General features: G+C 56.7%; 20 protein-coding genes. 15 read left to right on the top strand and 5 right to left on the bottom strand.

Features of this window, described 5'->3' with window-relative positions; genetic code table 11:
- Positions 1-27: 27 nt before the first annotated feature.
- Entirely contained in the window at positions 28-1,035 is a 1,008-nt protein-coding gene (locus ACQUWM_RS13725) for a helix-turn-helix domain-containing protein (RefSeq protein WP_428922542.1), read from the bottom strand.
- A gap of 167 nt (positions 1,036-1,202) precedes the next feature.
- Positions 1,203-2,000, bottom strand: coding sequence for a DNA-binding transcriptional regulator (locus tag ACQUWM_RS13720; protein ID WP_428922541.1), 798 nt, complete (start codon positions 1,998-2,000; stop codon positions 1,203-1,205).
- Between the two features lie 197 nt (positions 2,001-2,197).
- On the opposite strand from ACQUWM_RS13720, the gene ACQUWM_RS13715 reads away from it, so the two are divergent.
- The 13 genes from ACQUWM_RS13715 to ACQUWM_RS13655 all read left to right on the top strand — a co-directional run bounded on the left by ACQUWM_RS13715 (position 2,198) and on the right by ACQUWM_RS13655 (position 16,959).
- Complete coding sequence (locus ACQUWM_RS13715) at positions 2,198-3,877, top strand: bifunctional 3-(3-hydroxy-phenyl)propionate/3-hydroxycinnamic acid hydroxylase (protein ID WP_428922540.1); 1,680 nt, start codon at positions 2,198-2,200, stop codon at positions 3,875-3,877.
- Position 3,878: 1 nt separating this feature from the next.
- On the top strand, positions 3,879-4,820 hold the full coding sequence (locus ACQUWM_RS13710; RefSeq protein ID WP_428922539.1) for a 3-carboxyethylcatechol 2,3-dioxygenase: 942 nt from the start codon (positions 3,879-3,881) through the stop codon (positions 4,818-4,820).
- A 45-nt stretch (positions 4,821-4,865) separates the two neighbouring features.
- A complete protein-coding gene (locus ACQUWM_RS13705) occupies positions 4,866-5,732 on the top strand; it encodes an alpha/beta fold hydrolase (RefSeq protein WP_428922538.1) in 867 nt (288 codons plus the stop codon).
- A gap of 47 nt (positions 5,733-5,779) precedes the next feature.
- Positions 5,780-6,574: a 2-keto-4-pentenoate hydratase gene (gene mhpD, locus ACQUWM_RS13700; RefSeq protein ID WP_428922537.1), complete on the top strand. Its 795-nt coding sequence runs from the start codon at positions 5,780-5,782 to the stop codon at positions 6,572-6,574.
- 30 nt (positions 6,575-6,604) lie between these two features.
- The gene (locus ACQUWM_RS13695; protein WP_428922536.1) at positions 6,605-7,540 is read left to right on the top strand and encodes an acetaldehyde dehydrogenase (acetylating); all 936 of its coding nucleotides are present in this window, start codon (positions 6,605-6,607) and stop codon (positions 7,538-7,540) included.
- Between the two features lie 12 nt (positions 7,541-7,552).
- Positions 7,553-8,581 (top strand): 4-hydroxy-2-oxovalerate aldolase, encoded by a 1,029-nt coding sequence (gene dmpG / locus ACQUWM_RS13690; protein WP_428922535.1) that lies wholly within the window; start codon positions 7,553-7,555, stop codon positions 8,579-8,581.
- A gap of 283 nt (positions 8,582-8,864) precedes the next feature.
- Entirely contained in the window at positions 8,865-10,004 is a 1,140-nt protein-coding gene (locus tag ACQUWM_RS13685; RefSeq protein WP_428922534.1) for a C4-dicarboxylate TRAP transporter substrate-binding protein, read from the top strand.
- A gap of 60 nt (positions 10,005-10,064) precedes the next feature.
- Positions 10,065-10,571, top strand: a complete 507-nt coding sequence (locus ACQUWM_RS13680; protein ID WP_428922533.1) for a TRAP transporter small permease — start codon at positions 10,065-10,067, stop codon at positions 10,569-10,571.
- Between the two features lie 10 nt (positions 10,572-10,581).
- Entirely contained in the window at positions 10,582-11,877 is a 1,296-nt protein-coding gene (locus tag ACQUWM_RS13675; protein ID WP_428922532.1) for a TRAP transporter large permease, read from the top strand.
- 136 nt (positions 11,878-12,013) lie between these two features.
- Positions 12,014-13,186 (top strand): DcaP family trimeric outer membrane transporter, encoded by a 1,173-nt coding sequence (locus ACQUWM_RS13670; RefSeq protein WP_428922531.1) that lies wholly within the window; start codon positions 12,014-12,016, stop codon positions 13,184-13,186.
- 32 nt (positions 13,187-13,218) lie between these two features.
- Entirely contained in the window at positions 13,219-14,916 is a 1,698-nt protein-coding gene (locus tag ACQUWM_RS13665; protein WP_428922530.1) for an arylsulfatase, read from the top strand.
- Complete coding sequence (locus tag ACQUWM_RS13660; protein WP_428922529.1) at positions 14,913-15,935, top strand: formylglycine-generating enzyme family protein; 1,023 nt, start codon at positions 14,913-14,915, stop codon at positions 15,933-15,935. Before ACQUWM_RS13665 ends, ACQUWM_RS13660 begins: the two co-directional genes overlap by 4 nt.
- Before the next feature lie 70 nt (positions 15,936-16,005).
- The gene (locus ACQUWM_RS13655) at positions 16,006-16,959 is read left to right on the top strand and encodes a ketopantoate reductase family protein (protein ID WP_428922528.1); all 954 of its coding nucleotides are present in this window, start codon (positions 16,006-16,008) and stop codon (positions 16,957-16,959) included.
- A 37-nt stretch (positions 16,960-16,996) separates the two neighbouring features.
- Here ACQUWM_RS13655 and ACQUWM_RS13650 read toward each other — a convergent pair whose 3' ends face one another.
- Entirely contained in the window at positions 16,997-17,176 is a 180-nt protein-coding gene (locus tag ACQUWM_RS13650) for an RSP_7527 family protein (RefSeq protein ID WP_428922527.1), read from the bottom strand.
- Positions 17,177-17,302: 126 nt separating this feature from the next.
- Between ACQUWM_RS13650 and gcvA the strand changes: the two genes are divergently transcribed.
- Together gcvA and ACQUWM_RS13640 are read left to right on the top strand one after the other, a co-directional pair.
- Positions 17,303-18,244 (top strand): transcriptional regulator GcvA, encoded by a 942-nt coding sequence (gene gcvA, locus ACQUWM_RS13645; RefSeq protein WP_428922526.1) that lies wholly within the window; start codon positions 17,303-17,305, stop codon positions 18,242-18,244.
- 171 nt (positions 18,245-18,415) lie between these two features.
- Positions 18,416-18,553, top strand: a complete 138-nt coding sequence (locus tag ACQUWM_RS13640; protein WP_428922525.1) for a hypothetical protein — start codon at positions 18,416-18,418, stop codon at positions 18,551-18,553.
- Between the two features lie 11 nt (positions 18,554-18,564).
- Here ACQUWM_RS13640 and ACQUWM_RS13635 read toward each other — a convergent pair whose 3' ends face one another.
- Both ACQUWM_RS13635 and pcaF read right to left on the bottom strand, forming a co-directional pair.
- A complete protein-coding gene (locus tag ACQUWM_RS13635; RefSeq protein WP_428922524.1) occupies positions 18,565-19,353 on the bottom strand; it encodes an alpha/beta fold hydrolase in 789 nt (262 codons plus the stop codon).
- Between the two features lie 24 nt (positions 19,354-19,377).
- Complete coding sequence (gene pcaF, locus ACQUWM_RS13630; RefSeq protein WP_428922523.1) at positions 19,378-20,580, bottom strand: 3-oxoadipyl-CoA thiolase; 1,203 nt, start codon at positions 20,578-20,580, stop codon at positions 19,378-19,380.
- Positions 20,581-20,588 lie beyond the last annotated feature (8 nt).

Genomic DNA, 20,588 nt, shown 5'->3' with positions numbered 1-20,588 from the left:
TTTATGATTTGGATGTGTCGACGTTGACTAAGGGGGAGGGGAATGTTGGTACTCAGAGGGTGAGCAGCCAAACCATTCCCGGAATGCCCGATAGAATTGGGCCGTCTGTCGGTACCCAAGAAGCGAGGCCGTTACTTCGTTGGCGTAACCTCTTGCAAGGTAGTTTCTGGCGAGTTTTCGGCGACTCTGATCCAGGATGACCCGGAAGGTCGATCCCTCCGCGCGAATATGACGTTGTAAGGAGCGCGGACTCACAGCCAGCAGGTTCGCGCACCGGTCGATATGCGCCTCTCCCCGGCGGGACAGCGCCGGAATCAGGATTTCAACGGATTCCAGCCAGTTGGATTGCCCCTGTAATTGCTTGAGACGACGTTCGCGCTTTGCCAGTTTTTCCACAGGGCACGCATCCCAGTCGAGCGGTCGGTTGAGCTGTTCCGGAGAAAACTGAATAGCCGGCTCGCTACCGCCAAAGTGCACCGGGGCGGGAAATAAATGATGATACTGATCCTGAATGGCGAGCGGAGGCACATGGTTAAGCCTGATGAAATCAATCGACTGGATGCCCAGCGCCAGCAGAATTCGCGAAAAGCTATAAACCATCGCATCAAGTTGTTCGTGGGCCCCCGAGTAGCCGGTTGCCGGCGTTATCCGAAGAGTGGCTGAATCAGGATTGGTTTGCAGCTTGATGGTGCAAAGATCCGAGTTCACTTTCATGTAACGACAGAGCAGTGAGATGGCTTCGTCCAGACTCAGGGCGCCCGCCAGGAATGTCCTTCCCATGAACCCGGGGTCGTAGTTCAGGTGGCTGTAGGCCTTTGCCAGCAGGAGTGGGTCGTCGCGGCCTTCGGCAATAACGGTCTGGAATTCCAGAAGGCGTTTCAGGGGGATGCGAGCGGAAGCCGAGTGCGGCCGCGTCCCTATCATTGTGCTCAAGGACGCTTCCAGCGTCGTCGGGTCGACAACGTGCCTCAATCCCTTGACCGTCGTCAGGAAATGTTCGCGGGAGACCGATGATTCAGGAGTCGCTTCGAGCATGGTGTTTTTGTCTTGTTGTTCGGACGTCAGACCGTCGCCTCAGATTAGAACTCACCTGAGACCTTATGTGAAGAAATTACCGTCTGGGGAGGTGTGTGGGCAAGTGCAATCGGCGCCATTCGGGATATCCATAGATAGCTCATGCAGGTAAAGGATTGATCGGGGCCTCATTCAGCCTGGCTGGATAACTGACTTTCAATCTGGTCCCTGATCTTCTCCATCGCAGGAAGGTATTTTCTGGCGGCCTCATCAATAGACATCGCCTCTGCAATGTAAACAAGATTCAGGCAGGCCAGCACCTCTTCTCCAGATCGGATAGGGATCGCAATGGAGGCAATTCTTTCCTCCTCGGTCCAGTTCATGAAGTTTTCACCGAAGCCCTTGCGTCGGGTGCGACGGATCAGGTTATCCACGGTCTGGGGATCTCTTGCGATCTCTCCTTCCCGGTCATCACGGCTGGCTAACAAGGCGATGAGTTCCTCCCGTTCCTTCTCTGGACAGAAGGCGATATAAGCCAGCCCCAGGGCTGTCTCCAGAATGGGAAGTCGTCGACCAACCATGGACCGGTGAAAAGAAAGCCGGCTGAACCGGTGGGTGGTTTCCCGGATGATCATGGCATCCACATCCAGTGTGCCAAGATCCGTTGGCCACAGTACTTCATTGAGCAGTTGCCCCAGTAACGGAGCCGCCACGGCGGATATCCAATGTTCATCCCTGAAGCCTTCGCTCAGTTCCCGCACCCGCATGGTCAGTCGGTAAGTGTCATCGGACGGGCTTCGGCGAACATAACCCTCGCTTTGCAATGTCTCCAGCAGGCGCCGCACGGTTGTCCTGTGTATGCCTGTCATCTCCGACAGTCGTGACGGCGTGGCGCCCACCAGCTCACGGTTGAGAGCGTTAAGCAGGGTCAGTCCCCGGGTCAGCCCGCGGACAGTTTTGTAGCTGGCAGTTGATCTCGGTTCCATTCGGATTTTGACCTGATGGGCCGGTGCACTATGTGCACTGAGCCTCTGTTTTTCGTTGAGGGCAGTTCAGACTGATTTTTATACTGCTTGCGACAATGACAAATGACAATTTTAGCCTAACTCAGCGAGCAAACCCGGACCTCGGGCTGGGTAGCCAAATCCAGAGCTTTCGGGCTTCTGCTTAGCAAGGTGTTCTTATGAATAGTTCCCAAAAAACAAGCAAGGTTTCTCCCGACTATACCGGCAAAGTGGCCATCCTGGGTGCCGGTCCCGTTGGTCTGACCATCGCCAACTATCTCGGCCAGGCCGGGGTGGAGGTCGTGGTGATTGAAAAGCTCGACGAGCTGATCGATTACCCCCGGGCCATTGGTATCGACGATGAGTCACTGCGCACCATTCAGTCCATCGGACTGATTGATGACGTGTTGCCTCATACCACACCTTACCATGCCATGAGGTTCCTGACGCCGAAGGGGCGCTGTTTTGCGGATATTCAGCCGATGACCGACGAGTTCGGTTGGTCCCGGAGGAATGCGTTTATCCAGCCGCAGGTGGATGCGGTACTGCATCGCGGACTGGGCCGTTTTGAGAATGTGCAGGTGCTGTTCTCGCGGGATGTCCAGGAGTTTGAGCAGGATGCCGACGGCGTAACGCTTATCGCTGACGGTCCCGAAGGCAAGAAAGAATCGATTCGAGCCGATTACCTGATTGCCTGTGATGGCGGTAATAGTTATGTGCGCCGCGCCCTGGGCATCAGCTTTGACGGCAAAACTGCACCGAACCAGTGGATCGTAGTGGATATCGCAAACGATCCACTGGCAACGCCAAACGTTTATCTGTGCGCAGATCCGGAGCGGCCCTTTGTATCTGCAGCGTTGCCCCACGCTACCCGCCGTTTTGAATTTATGGTGATGCCGGGTGAAACGGAAGAGCAGCTCAGTAAACCGGAAAACATGCGTGAACTGTTGCGCAAGGTCATCCCGAACCCCGATAACGTTGAGCTGATCAGAAGCCGCGTATACACCCATAACGCCCGCCTTGCAGGACAGTTCCGCAAGGACAGGATTCTGCTGGCAGGCGATGCGGCCCACATCATGCCGGTCTGGCAGGGGCAGGGTTACAACAGTGGTATGCGGGATGCCTTCAACCTGGCGTGGAAGCTGTCGCTGGTGGTGCAAGGCAAGGCCGGCCCCGAGCTGCTCGACACGTATGAGATCGAGCGTAGGGATCATGCCAGGGCGATGATCGACCTGTCAGTCATGGCGGGTCATGTGCTGGCTCCTCCCAAGCGTTGGCAGGGGGCGCTGCGTGACGGGTTGTCCTGGATGATGGGGTATATCCCCCCGGTAAAGCGGTACTTCCTTGAGATGCGTTTCAAGCCGATGCCCAAGTATGAGAACGGCGCCCAGGTGGAAGTTAAGAAGGGTGTAAAGGATTCCCCTGTGGGCAAGATGTTTATCCAGCCCCGGGTTGTTCGTGAGTCCGGCGAGGAAGGCTTGTTGGATGATGTTATCGGCGATGGTTTTGCGGTTATTGCCTGGGGTGCTGACCCTACCTGGGGGCTGACCCGGGAGCAGGTGGATGCCTGGAAGGCCCTGGGAACCCGCTTTATCCAGGTAGTGCCCGACGTTCAGTTGCGTTGCCCCCGTGATGTCTCTGACGAGGTGATTCGTGTCGGTGACACTCAGGGTCGACTCAAGGAATGGTTTGGCCGGTTCCCCGCTTCGGTGGCCGTATTGCGGCCGGATCGTTTCGTGGGCGCGGTAGCGATCCCCCAGACACTGGGCGATGTGACCGACGAATACCTGAGTGTGCTCAAGGCCTTGCCGCTGAATGCGAAAAGCACCGATCAGGCTCCCAATAGCGAGGTGGCCTGATATGACGGCCCTTTTGCAGTGCTTGTCTCACACCCCCCTGGTGGGCTTTGTTGATCCGGAACAGTCCGTACTCGACGAAGTCAGCGGTGTGGTGGCAACGGCACGGAAACAGATCGCAGAATTTGATCCTGAACTGGTGATTCTGTTCGCACCGGACCACTACAACGGCTTTTTCTACGACATCATGCCGCCGTTCTGTATTGGCACCCGTGCCTGCGCCATTGGTGACTTTGGCTCTGCCGAGGGAGAACTGTCGGTGCCGGGTGATCTGGCCGAGGCTGCCATACAGTTTGTTATGGATGCCGGTGTGGATGTGGCCCTGTCTCACAAGATGCAGGTGGACCACGGATTTGCGCAGCCTCTTGAGTTTCTGCTGGGCGGCCTGGACAGGGTTCCGGTGATTCCGGTGTTTATCAACTCGGTGGCCGTGCCATTGCCGTCGTTCGAGCGTGCACGCCTCCTGGGTGATGCCCTGGGTCGCTACGCAGCGTCATTGCACAAACGGGTGCTGATCATCGGTTCCGGTGGTCTGTCCCATCAGCCGCCAGTACCGGAGTTGGCAACGGCCAATGACCACATGAAAGACCGCCTGCTGGGCAGTGGTCGGGATCTTCCGGCGGAGGAGCGGGAAGCCCGCACCAAACGGGTCATCGAGGCTGCCCGTCGTTTTACTGAAGATCAGAACACGCTTCATCCGCTGAATCCGGAGTGGGATCAGTGGTTCCTCGACCTTCTGGGGGCGAATCGCACGTCCGAACTGGATTCGGTGAGCAATCAGGAGGTTTCCGAGAAGGCCGGCAAGTCCACCCACGAGGTCAAGGCCTGGGTAGCGGCAGCTGCCGCCATGGCCGCTATTGGTCCTTACCGTGAAAGCGCACGTTACTACCGCCCGATTCCTGAGTGGATTGCAGGATTCGGAGCGCTTAGCGCCACGACGGTGTAAGACACGGTCAAGTGGCGACACATACCAGATACGAGGTGAGTAAACATGACTCAGCAATGGACCGAAGAAGGCACCAGTAAATTTGTATCCATCAGGGAAGGCGATGCCGACCTGAACATCCACTACAACGACACCGAATCAGGTGAAGAAGTTGTGGTGATGCTGCACGGCTCCGGGCCGGGCGCCAGTGGTTGGGCCAACTTCAACCGCAATATCCAGCCGCTGACCGAGGCCGGCTATCGGGTGATCCTGATGGACAGCCCGGGCTGGAGCAAGAGTGACACCATCGTCAACGACGGCTCCCGTTCACATCTCAATGCCCGCGTTCTGAAGGGGCTGGTCGATGCTCTGGGGCTGAACAGGATTCACATCATCGGTAACTCCATGGGTGGTCACAGTGCCGTGGCGTTTGCACTGGAATACCCGGAGCACGTGGACAAGCTGATCCTGATGGGTGGCGGTACCGGTGGTGGCAGTCTGTTCACGCCCATGCCGGCAGAGGGCATCAAGCGTATCGGCAAGCTGTACCGTGATCCGACCATGGAAAACCTCAAGGAGATGATGGACATCTTCGTGTTCGATACCAGCAATCTGACCGAAGAGCTGTTCCAGACGCGCCTGGACAACATCCTGGCTCGCAGGGATCACCTGGAGAACTTCGTGAGGAGCTCTCAGGCCAACCCCAAGCAATTCCCGGATGTGGGACACCGACTGGGCGAGATCGCCAATGAGACCCTGATCGTCTGGGGCCGCGATGATCGCTTCGTACCCATGGACACCGGTATTCGCCTGGTTAACGGGCTTCAGCGTGCCGAACTCCACATCTTCAACCGATGCGGCCACTGGGTGCAGTGGGAGTACGCCGACAAGTTCAATCGCATGGTCCTGGATTTCCTCAAGCACGGTATCTGAGGTGCGGGAATTTCATTCACTGAAGGTTTTGTCCACCGGGGAACACTATGACTATTGATAGCAAAGGTCTGGAGGTAATTGCCGAATCTCTTCGAATGGCGGAGCAGACCGGCGAGCCGATCGCCCCACTGCGTGAGCGCATTGGCGAAGACAACGCCGAAGCAGCCTATCAGATCCAGCGGCTGAACGTGGCTCACGCCTGCGCCAACGGGGCCCGCGTGGTTGGGCGCAAGATCGGTCTGACCAATCCCAAGGTTCAGGCTCAGTTGGGTGTGAATCAGCCGGACTTCGGCACCCTGTATGCCGATATGGCCTACGGCGATAACGAAGAAGTCCCGTTCGGCCGGGTGCTGCAGCCGAAAGTGGAAGCGGAGATCGCCCTGGTACTAGCTGACGATCTGACCCGGGAAGACACCGGGCTGGCTGACCTGGTTGCTGCGGTGGACTGGGTTATGCCCGCCCTGGAAATTGTCGGCAGTCGGGTAGAGAACTGGAACATCCGTTTTGTGGATACCGTGGCGGATAACGCCTCCAGCGGCTGCTTTGTATTGGGTGGTCCGGCGCGCCGCATCGATGGTATGGATTTGCGTAAGGCCGCCATGAGTATGACCCGTAATGGCGACGAGGTGTCTGCCGGCGATGGTTCCGAGTGCCTGGGCAACCCGCTCAACGCTGCCGTCTGGCTGGCGCGCAAGATGGCCACCCTGGGCGAGCCATTGCGTAAAGGCGACATCATTCTGACTGGCGCACTGGGGCCCATGTCGCCCGTGGCTGCCGGTGACCGGTTTGAGGCCGTGATTGAAGGCATTGGCCAGGTGGGCGTGTCGTTCAGTGCTGAATAAAGCCCACTGGATATTCTGAGGAAACGAGTTATGAGCAAGAAAATCAAAGCCGCGATCATCGGTTCGGGCAACATCGGTACCGACCTGATGATCAAGATCCTGCGCAATGGTCAGAACATTGAGATGGGCGCCATGGTGGGTATCGACCCGGAATCCGACGGCCTGGCTCGTGCGCAGCGCATGGGCGTGGCCACCACCCACGAGGGTGTGGATGGCCTGGTGAAAATGCCGGAGTTTGCCGACATTGATGTCGTGTTTGACGCCACCTCCGCTGGCGCTCACAGGCACAACGAAGTGTTCCTGCGTGGCCACAAGGAAAGCATCAAGATCGTCGATCTGACGCCTGCTGCGATTGGCCCGTATTGTGTGCCGGTGGTCAACCTGGAGCAGAACCTGCAGGAAGGCAACGTGAACATGGTCACCTGCGGTGGCCAGGCCACCATTCCCATGGTGGCAGCGGTGTCACGAATCGCGAAGGTGCATTACGCCGAGATTGTGGCCTCCATTTCGTCCAGGTCTGCAGGTCCCGGTACCCGAGCCAACATTGATGAATTCACCGAAACCACCTCCAAAGCCATCGAGGTGGTCGGTGGTGCCCGCAAGGGCAAGGCCATCATCATTCTCAACCCGGCCGAGCCGCCGCTGCTGATGCGCGATACCGTTTACGTGCTGTCTGATGCTGCCGACAAGGCCGAAGTTGAAAAGTCTGTAGAGGAGATGGCCGCTGCTGTACAGAGTTACGTTCCGGGTTACCGGCTGAAGCAGAAGGTGCAGTTTGACGAGATCCCGGAAGATCAGCCCATCAACGTACCGGGGCTTGGTCAATTCAGCGGACTGAAAACCTCCGTGTTCCTGGAAGTGGAAGGCGCCGCCCATTACCTTCCGGCCTACGCCGGCAACCTCGACATCATGACCTCCGCAGCCCTTGGCACTGCCGAGCGCATCGCCGAGTCACTGATCAACTGAGGAGACTGAAAAATGACCTTTAATCCTGGCAAAAAACTCACCATCTCCGATGTGACTCTGCGAGACGGCAGCCATGCTGTTCGCCATCAGTACTCCATCAAGAACGTGCAGGACATCGCGCGGGCGCTGGATCAGGCCAAAGTCGACAGCATCGAAGTGGCCCATGGCGATGGCCTGCAGGGCTCCAGCTTCAACTACGGCTTTGGCGCTCATACCGACCTGGAGTGGATCGAGGCGGTCGCGGAAGTCATCGAACACGCGCGGATCGCGACCTTGCTGCTGCCCGGCATCGGCACTGTCCATGACCTGGGCAACGCCTACAACGCCGGTGCACGCATCGTGCGTGTAGCGACCCACTGCACCGAAGCGGACGTCTCCAGACAGCACATTGAACACGCCCGCAAACTGGGCATGGACACCGTGGGCTTCCTGATGATGAGCCACATGCAGACTCCGCAAGGTCTGGCTGAGCAGGCGAAGCTGATGGAAAGCTACGGCGCCACCTGCATCTACGTGGTGGACTCCGGCGGTGCCATGAACATGAACGATATCCGCGACCGCTTCCGGGCTGTGAAAGATGTGCTGGATCCGGGAACCGAAACCGGTATTCACGCCCACCACAACCTGGCGTTGGGTGTGGCTAACTCCATCGTCGCGGTAGAAGAAGGCTGTGACCGTGTCGACGCGTCTCTGGCTGGCCAGGGCGCTGGCGCCGGTAACGCTCCGTTAGAGGTGTGCATTGCGGCCTTTGACAAGCTGGGCTGGGAGCACGGCACTGACCTGTACAAGCTGATGGATGCCGCTGATGACATCGTACGACCGCTGCAGGATCGCCCGGTGCGTGTGGATCGTGAAACCCTGGCCCTGGGCTACGCCGGTGTCTACTCCAGCTTCCTGCGCCACTCCGAGGTGGCCGCACAGAAATACGGCCTGAAGACCGTGGACATTCTGGTGGAGCTTGGCCGCCGCCGCATGGTGGGTGGTCAGGAAGACATGATTGTGGATGTTGCGTTGGACCTGCTGAAGCAGAGCGAGAAGTAGGTAAGAGGCGTTGTTGTGACCCCTCGTTTGGCCAGTTGGACATGTCCAGCTGGCCCTTTTTTTGTCCACAGGAAAGGCTGTGCATCAGGTGCACATAGCAACTGATTTTTATTGAGCCTGACTTTTGTCAGTTCCTATACTGCAGACAGCAAAGGATAGGGATATACACGTATTTGGCAGGTTACGGAAAACGAATTTCCGTTGCCTTGATGAAGGTCAAACTGGGAGCGCCATGCTGACCTGACAAGACAATCAATACTGAATTTTATACTCGGTGACCATTATGACAATAACATTACCTTCCATAAAAACCGCCGCCAACATACTGTGCGGTGTCGTACTTGCAGCAACCCTCGTTTCGGGTGTTTCCGCCAGGGAGCTTCGTTTAGCTTCCGGTTTGCCGCCCCTCCATCCTGCCCATGATCCGCTGTACACAGATTTCCAGGAGCTGTTGCCGGAGTACTCGAACGGCAACCTGAGTGGTCGTCTGTTCGGCACCGAAATTACCACTCTGGGCAATATGCGTGCTGCAATTCTCAGCGGTATGGTGGAAGTTGGTCTTTTCTTGCCATCTTATTTCCCGGCAGACCTGCCGAATTTCAATCTGGTGGGTGATTTGTCCATGATGGGACACCGCAATCCCCAGGTGACCGCGGCCGCGATGACGGAATACGTGGTTACCTGTGATGATTGCCAAAGCGAATTCAAGAAACTGGGTGTGGTCTACACCAACTCCCACGCCAACCCTTACAGCCTCCTGACGACAGCTCCCGTGACCCAGCCGGAAGACCTGGAAGGACTGCGCCTGCGCACTGCAACACCGCAACATGCGCGCTGGGTCGAGGCCATGGGTGGTAAAGCGGTCACCATGACGACCGGCGAGGCGTTCGAGGCGTTGTCCCAGCGTGTCATTGACGGCACGGTGACGTCTATCTCTGATGTGATTTCCTTCAATCTGGGCGAAGTCATCTCGCACATCACCCTGTTGGACATGGGTACCTTCCATTCTCTGGCCAATCATTCAGTCAAGAACAACGTCTGGCAAGGTCTGTCAGTGGATGATCGCGAGGCATTGATGAAAGCATCAATCGTAGCCAACGTGAGGACCACTGCGCGTTGGGTGGAAATGGTTGAAGAAGGTAAGTCTGTTGCCCGTGAGAATGGCTTGAAAATTATTGAGCCTTCCGAAGCACTGATCGCCAGTACCGATGAGTTCAAGGCGCAGGATCTCGTGACTGCGGCCGCCAGCTCAGAAGAGCGTTTCGATATTGTCGGTGCGGAAGACAAGATTGCCCGTTTCGACGCTCTGGTTGATAAGTGGGAACGGCTGATTGCAGAGTCTGAAGGCAGTGAAGAGGCCATTGTGGCGCTGTACGAATCCGAGATCCTCTCCAAGGTCGACCCGACAACATACGGCCTGTAAACCACTCCCGGGCGGCCATCATCGCGGTGGCCTTTATTCCAAAGTGAGGCTGAGGGCGTTATGAACACTCTATTCCAGCTAGTGGAAAAGCTCACAGGGTTCCTGTCGTACTTCGGCATGATCGGCATTCTGGCCATGATGGTCCATATCTGTGCCGACGTGATTGCCCGCACGGTGTTCGAAGTATCGGTGCCGGCCACCCTGGAAATGGTCACCCGCTACTACATGCTCATGCTGGTTCTGTTACCGCTGGCGTGGGTCGAAAGTAAGCGCTTGATGATTGTTGTTGAGGCATTTTCCAGCGTGTTCGGCAAACTCGGTTTGCGCATCTTGGATGTGCTCGTCGCGGTGGTCTGTATAGGCGTGTACACCGTGCTGGCCATCAGCACCTGGGACAAAGCCATGGAGCAGTTCGATGTGGGTGCCTACATCATAGCGCTGGACACCCAGATCATCGTCTGGCCGGGCTATTTCGCTTTGCCTTTCGGCTTTGGTCTGGCCGCTCTGGTCTGCCTGATCCGCATACCGCTTCTGTTGTTCCCGCAATCGGCTCCTGACGCCGCGTAGGTATTTCGCTATGTCTCTCGAAACAGGTCTGATCGGTCTTGGTATTCTGCTGGCCCTGCTGATTTTGCGGGTTCCGGTGGCCATTGCCCTTATTGGCGTATCGCTTGGTGGTATCGCAGCCATGATGGGATCGGATGTGGCGGTCAGTATGCTGGCGTCCAAACCTTATGACTTCCTGTCCAAGTGGACGCTTAGCGCGGTACCCATGTTTCTGCTGATGGGATTCGTCAGTTATCACACAGGGTTGACCGCAGGGTTGTTTAACGCTGCCAAAGTGGTTTTCCGTTGGCTGCCGGGTGGATTGGCTATCTCCAGTATTTTCGCCAGTTCCGGCTTTGCTGCCGTTTCCGGTTCCAGTGTGGCCTGCGCTGCCGCCATGGGCAAAATTGCCATTCCTGAAATGGTGCGTTCCGGCTACAAGCCCAGCTTTGCCTGCGGCACCATCGCGGCTGGCGGCACCATCGGTGCGCTGATTCCACCAAGTATTCTGATGATTATCTACGGCACCTTCACCCAGACCTCGATCACCAATATCTTCCTGGGTGGCATCGTGATCGGCCTGGTCACTGCCGTGGCTTACAGTCTGGTCGTTATGCTGGTGAGTTTTTTCCGACCGGATATCGTGCCCCGGCATGAGAACGGTGCACTGGACTACACCGTTGCCCAGGCTGTCCGTGAAATCTGGCCGGTACTTGTGCTTGGCGGGATTATTTTTGGCGGGATGTTCTCCGGTGTCTTTACCGCCACCGAAGCGGGGGCCATTGGCGCGGGTGGCGCCATCATCATTTCCCTGATGTTGCGTCGGCTGGATCTGAATATCTTCAAAACAGCGCTGCTGGAGACGCTGGCGACCACATCGTCGCTGCTGATCATCGGTATCGGTGCCAGCATGTTTACCGTATTCCTCAGCCTCAGTGGCGTGTCAGGTGCCGTCGGTGACCTGTTGGCTGCCTGGGACCTGAGTTTCCTGCAGCTGATGCTGATGATTGTCGCGGTCTACCTTGTGCTGGGTCTGTTCATGGAACCGTTCGGTGCCATGCTCATTACCCTGCCCATCTTCCTGCCAATTCTGGATAGCTTTCAGGTATCGCTGATCTGGTTTGGCGTTCTGGTGGTCAAGCTTCTGGAAATCGGCATGATCACTCCGCCGGTCGGTATGAACATTTTCGTGATCCGTGGCGTTGCGGCGAAATATGCCTCACTGGTCGACATCTTCCGGGGCGTCACCCTGTTTCTGGTGGCGGACCTGTTTATCGTTGCACTCATGGTGCTCGCACCGGAGTTCGTGATGATCCTTAGTGACTAATCTTCCGGGCAGCCGCTAGCCGGCTGCCGTCATACCAACTCACATAATGCATTTAAAAGGGGAGGGATTGCTCCGGGGAAGCCTTTGTGATTATCGATTATAAAAACAAATCAATATTGTGTTTTCAATAAATAAAATGGATAAAAATCCTATGAATATGAAACAGTATCTTCAATCCCAAGCTATGTTCCGTGGTGCCATTAGTCTGTCTTTGATGGCCGTTAGCATGAATTCCACTGCACTGGATCTTGAGGTGGCTGGCACCAAGGCAAGTCTTTACGGTTATGCCGAGCTCAATATGATCTACGATGTGGATGCCAACCTTGGGCCGTTGCTGGTTCCGCAAAACGTTGGTTTGGACACTCAGGACGTGGCCGAAGGACACTTTCAGGCAGATGCCAGTGAATCCCGCATTGGACTGTCTACTCTGACCCCGATGGAGCACGGTGGTGATCTGAAAGTCGTGATTGAAGGCGACTTCTTTGGTTCAGGCAATTTGCGGTTGCGCAAAGCCTACGGGGAATGGAACGGGATTCTGGCCGGTCAGACTTTTACCAACTTCCCGGGTTTTACCGGTATCTACCCCACCGTTGATTTCCGCGTACCGGTCGGTTCGTCCACCGCTCGCCAGGCGCAGCTACGCTATACCACCGGCAATCTCTCAATGGCTCTGGAAGATGGGGGTAACCTTGGTGGCAGTGTCGCCAGCGAAGTTAATGTTGCTAATGGCACGCCGACGACCGCTGCCAGTGCCAAAGACTCTCTTCCGGACGTTACGATTCGCTACGGGTCCCGAGGACCGACCAGCTATCATGCGTCTGTTGTGTTGCGTCAGCTAGCTGTAGACACCGGAACTGATGATGACTCGGCGTTTGGATGGGGTGTGTCTTTCGGTATTGCTCAGGCTTTAACCGACACGCTGACTGTCCGGGCGAGTGTTGTGCATGGTGATGGTTTGGGTGGATACCTGAACCGCAATCCGGGCGCGCCAGCCTATGTCGTGGGCGGTGAAGTCGAGACAATCGAAGCTACGGGCGGCACCCTGGGGGCCACTCTGAAAGTGGGTCCCGGCGCAATCACTTTGGGTACGGCTATTGCAAAAGCGGACTGGGACGAAGCTGTAAAGGATGGCCTGACGGGCGCTGAAAATGCCAATGAAGAGTTTCGTTCTACCCACCTGAACTACATCTGGTCTTCGATGAAGAACATCACCTTCGGTGTAGAGGCTGCATACCACGAGCGAGAGCTCTGGAGTGGTGCAAATGGTGATGCAATCCGCTTGCAGGGTATGGCCAGGTTCAGCTTCTGAGCTTTCACAACGATGCTAAGAGGATTAAAACAATGAAAACTCCTTTTCGACAGTTATTGTCCACCGCCGCTTTGGTGGTATTTTCCGCACTTTCGATACCCGCAAGCGGTGCCAATGCTTCTCCTAATATTCTGCTGCTGGTCGCGGACGATTTGGGCTATTCCGACATCGGCGCCTTCGGAAGCGAAATCGCGACTCCTCATATTGATTCCCTGGTGGCGCAGGGCCGCATGATGACAGACTTCTACAGTGCACCAAGCTGCTCGCCGACCCGGGCAATGCTACTGACTGGAAACGACCAGCACATGGCCGGCCTCGGTTTGATGGCGGAGGTCCGTAAACGGCGTTTCCCAGGTAACGTACCCGTTCTGCCGGGCTATGAGGGGGTGCTTCGACATCAGGTCGTTACCCTGGCCCAGCTACTCAATGATGCGGGCTACAAGACCATCCTCTCGGGAAAATGGCATCTGGGCAAGACTGAAGATCTGCAGCCCCAGAACCAGGGATTTGAGCAATCCTGGACCGTGCTGGAAGGCGGATCCGCGAACTTTAAACAGGATGAGATGGGGCTCTTCCCCGATTATCCGGCAACCTTCCTGCACAACGGAAAACCGCTGGAATTGCCGGAGGACTTCAACGCCACAGAATATTATACGGACAAGCTGATTGCCTCGACTGAAGCGGCCCGCAAGGAGGGGCGTCCGTTCTTTGCCCTGGCGGCCTATACAGCCCCACATTGGCCGCTTCAGGCGCCCGACCGCTACCTGGAAATGTATCGTGGCAAGTACGACGAGGGCTACCAGGTTATAGCCGATGCTCGGATTGGCCGAATGAAGGAGCTAGGGCTGTTGCCGGACGATTTCCCTGACCGGGCTGTTCTCGACGAGTCACCGGCCTGGGAAACACTGAGAGCGGAGGAGCAGCAGCGTTCCGCCCGCGAAATGGAAGTATACGCCGCCATGGTTACCCAGCTGGATACCGAGGTAGGCCGCCTTGTGAATTATCTGAAGCGTACCGGTCAGTACGAAGACACCTTCATCATGTTCATGTCTGACAATGGCCCTGAGTCAAAGGATTATGATCTTCGGGTGGGTGACTGGATCGCCGAAAACTTCGACAACAGTCTTGACAACCTTGGGCGAAAGAACTCATTCGTAACCTACCCAAAGGCCTGGGCCCAAGTCAGTGCTCAGCCCTTCCGTGGTTACAAACAGACCATTCAGGAAGGTGGTATTCGGGTGCCGGCGATCATCCATTATCCGGCCAAGCTGGCGCCGGGAGGCTCGGATGAAGTGTTCATGAGTGTTCGGGATGTCATGCCCACCCTGTTGGAACTGGCTTCCGTCAATCCTCCGGGCATAGAGTACCAGGGTCGCTCCGTGTACCCGGTTCAGGGACGTTCGCAGTGGTCCGCACTGTATGATGCATCTGTCCAGGATCGGGAGGCAGGAGTGCTGGGTTGGGAAGTCGATGGTAATGCAGCGCTGCGCAAGGGGCCCCTCAAACTGGTTTATACGGTGAAGGAAGCCGATACGGGGTGGCAACTATACGACCTGGCGCAGGATCCGGGTGAACGCAACGACCTAGCGGAGGAACGCCCGGTGGAACTGAGTCGCCTGCTGACGGAATGGCAGTATTACGCCCAGGTAAACAACATCGCCCTCAATGACGATCTCACGCCGGCCTTGCCGTTGCTTGAAACCACATCCAAGGCCAGGTCAGGGCAATGAGGATCGCAGTTCCCATAGCCCTGGTAGCGACGTTGGCAGTGTCGGCGGCCCTGTATTTCACCGTCGCCAGTGACCGTGAGGTGTCGCTGCCGTCCACTCTGTGTGAGGGCTACGCCGGGTTACCGACATCGGTCAGCGGATTGCCGGGCCATGGCATGGTCCGGCTCGGCGGTGGTGAATTTACCTTCGGGTCCGATCAGGGCTATCCCGAAGAAGCGCCCGCTTATCTGGCTCAGGTAGATGCTTTCTGGATGGACCGTCATCCGGTAACTAACGCTCAGTTCGCCCGATTTGTTGAGGCAACTGGCTATCGTACTCAGGCCGAGAGGGGGCTGACCGAAGCGGAACTGGGGGACTTTCCAGCAGCCCTCGTCAAGCCTGGGTCACTAGTGTTCGGTCACTCCCCGGACGACCCGGGCTGGCGTTTTGTAGAAGGAGCCAGTTGGCGAGCTCCGGAAGGACCCGGCTCAGACATCCGGGATCGCATGCACCATCCGGTAGTGCATGTCACCCTGGCAGATAGTGAAGCCTACGCAGAGTGGGCAGGGCGTTCTTTACCCTCGGAGGCGCAATGGGAATACGCGGCCCGAGGGGGCCGCCTTGGCGCCACCTTCGCGTGGGGTAACCTGGAGGACGGCAAGCCGGAGAACATGGCCAATGTCTGGCAGGGAAAGTTTCCGGTAATGAACTTGGCCTTGGACGGGTTCTACGGTACTTCGCCAGTGGGTTGTTTTCCAGCAAACGGCTTTGACTTGTTTGATATGGGAGGAAACGTATGGGAGCTTACCAGCACGCCTTATCGGCCGGGGCACGACGAGACTTCGGTCGACAATCCTGACGGGCCGGAGCAAGGCTACGACCCAAGGGATCCCGGTGTGCCCGCTACCGTCATCAAGGGAGGCTCTCACCTGTGTTCGGAGGATTTCTGTTTCCGCTACCGGCCGGCGGCACGGCAGCCTCAACCGGTGTTTCTGTCTACCTCCCACATAGGTTTTCGGACCGTCGCATCCGGGCCCTGATGAGTCACATCCAGTCTCTCAGGCTATGGCTGGATGCAATAAACTACGGAAAATCCGGGGGATTCCGTGAATGCTCAGACTGTTAATGATTGGTGCCGGTGGTATCGGAGGATACTACTCAGCAAGGCTGTTGGACGCGGGACATCAGGCCGTACTGACCGCCCGTGGGGCACACCTGCACGCCCTTGCAGAAAATGGCCTGACGGTTCGTTACGAAGGCCGGGAACGGCACCATCGGCCGGATGTCTGTGATCATCAGAAGCTTGTTACCCGATATAAGCTGGATGATTTTGACGTTATCGTCATTGCTCTCAAAGCGACAGCGACTGCGTCGGTAGTGGATGAACTCGGTGCCTGGTTAAAGCAGGGGCGGGTGCCCGTGCTGTCCCTGCAAAACGGCGTCGATAATGAACCACTCCTGGCGGAAGCCATTGGCGCTGACAGGGTTATTGGTGGACTGGCCGTTCGTATAGGTGGCCACATTGCCAGGCCGGGTGTTATCGAAGCCGAAGGCGTCGCACAGATCGTGATGGGGGCGTGGCCTAAAGTCATCGCCAGGTCCGATACCCGGAACCCGCTACTCGAGACACTGGCTGCCGCTTTTAATGGAGCCGGTATCCCGACCACGCTCTCGGATAACATTCGCTACGAACTCTGGCGCAAGCTGGTCATCAACAACGGCGTGAACCCACTTTCGGCTCTCGCCGGTCTGGATACCCGCAGCCTCACCCACCATCCGGAGTTCAGCAAAATCGTGTATGGAATGATGGCTGAAACTGTCGAAGCCTCAAAGGCAGACGGTGTGAACCTCGAAAAGAAGGATCTGGACGAGATGTTCGAGCTGATCAGCAACTTTAATGCAATCAAGACGTCGATGTTGGTGGATAAGGAGAAGGGCCGCCCGCTGGAGCTGGATAGCATTGCGGGTGCTGTGTTGCGGCGTTGTGAGCTATTGGGAATTGACGCTCCGTATACGACAACAATATACGCGCTGTTGCAGTCCGAGAGCAGGCTGGAAGGCTGAGCCTTTGCCAGCCATGCACCACGGGAGACCAGATCAATTAGTGGCTCGGGGACTGTTTGGAAACCGTAACCTGAAACAGAGAACGAAGAGCAGCTTTGAAGCTTGCTGCCAAAGCAGTGGCCTTGTCCGCGATGTATTGGTTGCGCTGTGCTTTGGCCAGTTTCACATAGTAATCAATTTCGGCTCTGCTCGGCGCAGTTAAATGTTGTTGATCCATGGTGTGATCCTCCTGGTGGCATGGATAAGTTTCTATGTTGGTTATGCTACTGAGGTCATGGCAATTGGAAAAGCGATCCTTTCTAAGCATAATGATGAGAAAAATTCATCATAAGTGGTAACCCCTATGCGCCGTCTTCCTCCTCTAAATGCGTTAAGAATGTTTGAGGCTTCGGCCAGAAAAAGCAGCTTTGCGGCTGCTGCCGAAGAGTTATCCGTGACCGCTTCCGCCGTCAGTCACCAGATTAAAACGCTTGAAGAATATTTAGGGGTAGCACTGTTTAGCCGGAGCAAGCGGAAGGTTGAGCTGACGCCATCTGGGGAGCAGTATCTGATGTCCGTCAAGCACGCGCTGGACGAGATTGAAATGGCGACTCACCGACTGGCAACGAATCAGGAAACCAATGTCGTTCAGATTAGCGTGGCACCCAATTTCCTGACCCGGTGGCTGATGCCGCGTATGTCTCGTTTTCGGGAGCTGTATCCGGATGTCGAGCTTCAGATAAACGCTTCTATGGGGTTGCTCGATTTCAATCGGTCGAGCACCGATATGGCGGTCTATTATGGAAACGGCGAATGGGATGACATCGAGGTTCATTTTCTGCAGAAAGTTATGCTGGTGCCTGTGTGCAGTCCGAAGCTTTTAGATGGACAGTCGCCTTTGGAGGTTCCGGAAGACCTGCGCCATCACACGTTGATTTATGTCAGCAAGCGCAAGTGGGAGTGGGAGAACTGGTTACAATTGGCTGACGCAGAGTTTATTACCCCTAGGGACAGCCTTCAGTTATCCAGTGGTCAGCTAGCCACTGCGGCCGCGCAGGAAAATCTGGGTGTGGCTTTGGCAGACCCCACGCTGACGTCCAGGGAAATCAGTTCGGGGGATCTGGTGGTGCCGTTCAATATTCCGCTTGATACGCACAGGGCTTTTTATCTGGTTTACCAAAAGCACCGCCCGCTAACCTCGGGAATGAAGGCCTTCAAGGAGTGGTTGATGACCGAAATGCAGGCGACCGACGCTTATGAGGTGGAGCATGCTCCGTTGCTGGGCAAGAGTGCCAAAAAGACATAGTTAGCGGGATTCGTATCAAAGTATCTGTATTGAGTCGCAGAGGGAACAAGTTGAGCTTGCGTAATTAGGATGTCATTACTATGTTGAGTTGCAACACACCCGCCATGTCTATATCTGCCTCGGCAGTCACGCACAAATCGAGCGGGTTTTTTATGCCTGGAGATAACAGGCATGATGCAGTTCACCAAGCCTTCGATAGATGTCTCGCAACAGATTCAACTGCTGAAGCACCGAGGGTTGCAGATCAACAATGAGGAGCGCGCAGCCCGCTTTCTTGAGGTCGTCAGCTTGATCCGGCTCACTCGCTAAATGCCACCATTTCAGATCCGTGGTGACGAGAGCAGGTCGCGGAAGTGCGAGGGACACTCAACCGACGGCACGTGTCCGACATGCTCTAGAATAACTGGATCTGGGGCACCACTGCATTGGGCTAATACCTTGAGCGTTTCTGGCGGAGTAGCAACGTCGTCTGAACCGCCAATCAGCCGGAGCGGTACGCGATGCTGGCCTAGCTTCTCGCGGAAGTCGACACGCCCGAGCAATTCGCATAGCAAGGCATAACTGCGGTCATCTCCGCGCCCCATGATCACGCGCCATCCTTCGATAAGTGCTGGTTGTTGTTCGCAGGCGGAGGGGCTGAACCAGCGCGGTACGATATCGACCGCCATGGCACTGAGGCCGAGTTCCAGCACGTTGGCCGAGCGGGTATTCCAGGCATCGGGTGTGCCAAGGACGGCGCCGGTGTTGGTGAGCGTGGCGGAGAGAAGTCTGTCAGAGTGCTCGCTGACGAGTTGCTGGCCGATAACCCCACCAATTGATGTGCCGACGAAGTGGAATTTTTCAGTATCTGCAATGGCGGCAAGCGCGATGGCTTCCTGCGCCAGGTCTTCCGGTGTGATTTTGTCGGGCTCGTCAGGCCAAGCTGCGCTGGCACCGTGGCCTGGCAGATCCCAGGTCAGTACCCGGAATTTGCCCAACAACGCTGGCAGCATGTCGTCCCAAACGCCCTGAGTCATACCCAGGGGATGCGCCATCAACATCAGTGGCTTGGTGGTGTCACCCAATAAGCGGTAACAGATGGTGCGGCCATTATGCTTCAGAAATGCCATGTGCTCTCCTTACCTCAGGACGGTTCAAACCCGTTCAATGAGTGTAGCAATACCTTGGCCCACGCCCACGCACATCGTGCAAAGGGCGTAACGGCCCCCGGTGCGCTGGAGTTGGTGGGCGGCGGTCATGATCAGACGGGCGCCGGACATGCCCAAAGGGTGGCCGAGGGCAATTGCGCCACCATTGGGGTTCACTCGCTTGTCATCGTCGGCAACTCCCAGTTCCCGTAATACCGCCAATCCTTGTGCAGCAAAGGCTTCGTTCAGTTCAATCACGTCGATGTCGTCGATGCTGATACCCTGATTCTCCAGCAGCTTGCGAACCGCCGGCACCGGGCCAATACCCATGATGCGCGGTTCCACGCCTGCTGTCGCCATGCCCAGAATGCGGGCCATGGGCTTCAGTCCGTGGGTTTTAACTGCACTCTCACTGGCGACCAGCATTGCAGCGGCGCCGTCGTTCACGCCAGAGGCGTTGCCAGCGGTAACGCTGCCGCCGTCCCGGAACGGCGTTGGCAGGGAAGCGAGCTTTTCCACGGTGCTCTTGCGGAGATGTTCGTCGGTATCGAATACCAGCGCATCCTGCTTGCGACGTGGAACGGACACCGGCACGATCTCTTCGGCAAAGATGCCTTCCTTCTGGGCTAGGGCGGCTTTCTCCTGCGAGCGGAAAGCAAACAGGTCCTGATCTTCCCGCGACACCTTATACTGCTCGGCCACATTCTCAGCGGTTTCCGGCATGGACTCGATGCCGTACTGTTTCTTCATCAGCGGATTGACGAAGCGCCAGCCGATGGTGGTGTCTTCAATGTTCTGGCCTCGCGAGAAGGCAGCGTCGGCCTTGCCCATGACATAGGGTGCGCGGGACATGGACTCCACGCCGCCGGCCAGTACCAGGTCCATCTCGCCGGCACGAATGGCACGAAAAGCGGTGCCCACGGCATCCATACCTGAGCCGCAGAGGCGGTTGAGGGTGGTACCGGGTACGGAGGTGGGCAAGCCTGCAAGCAGAGCAGACATCCGTGCCACGTTGCGGTTGTCCTCACCGGCCTGGTTGGCGGAGCCCATCATCACTTCATCGATGGCCGCTGGGTCCAGCTCAGGTGCCTGTTCCAGTACGGCCTTGAAGATGTGCGCCGCCAGGTCGTCGGGGCGAACGCTGGCCAGAGTGCCGCCGAAGCGGCCAATGGCCGAACGACGGGGATGGCAGAGATAAACGTCAGTCATGATAGTTC

It is taken from the genome of Marinobacter sp. DUT-3, assembly GCF_050379435.1.
Classification (GTDB): domain Bacteria; phylum Pseudomonadota; class Gammaproteobacteria; order Pseudomonadales; family Oleiphilaceae; genus Marinobacter.
This window is presented reverse-complemented; position numbering and strand designations above follow the sequence as displayed.